This window comes from Winogradskyella aurantiaca (assembly GCF_003362725.1).
GTDB classification, from domain to species: Bacteria; Bacteroidota; Bacteroidia; order Flavobacteriales; family Flavobacteriaceae; genus Winogradskyella_A; species Winogradskyella_A aurantiaca.
The window spans coordinates 1-255 of record NZ_QKTV01000024.1; the positions used below are offsets into that span (position 1 = coordinate 1).

The following is a 255-nucleotide window of genomic DNA, read 5'->3' on the forward strand; positions in this document are numbered from 1 at the left end:
CCAGGAGTTTCCCTTATCTGTCAAAGATATAAATTTTTGCATTAGCTTGATTGTCTATCCCACTTATCTGCCATAGCTCATTGTTGCCATCTCCATTGGGCGTAAAGTAGCGTGGATAGTCCATTACTGTTACCGTCACACTTACCAATCCACATCCATTTCTATCTCTGGCCGTAATCACATGCTCCCCTATTGTCACATTTGTAAATGTGCCCTCTTCTTGCCATGGTCCATTATCCAGACTGTACTCATACA

General features: G+C 42.4%; 1 protein-coding gene. It reads right to left on the bottom strand.

The window, feature by feature from the left end; all coding sequences use genetic code 11:
- Window positions 1-13: 13 nt before the first annotated feature.
- The coding region (locus tag DN064_RS14100; protein WP_157962329.1) for a T9SS type B sorting domain-containing protein at window positions 14-255 on the bottom strand (242 nt) is incomplete at its 5' end.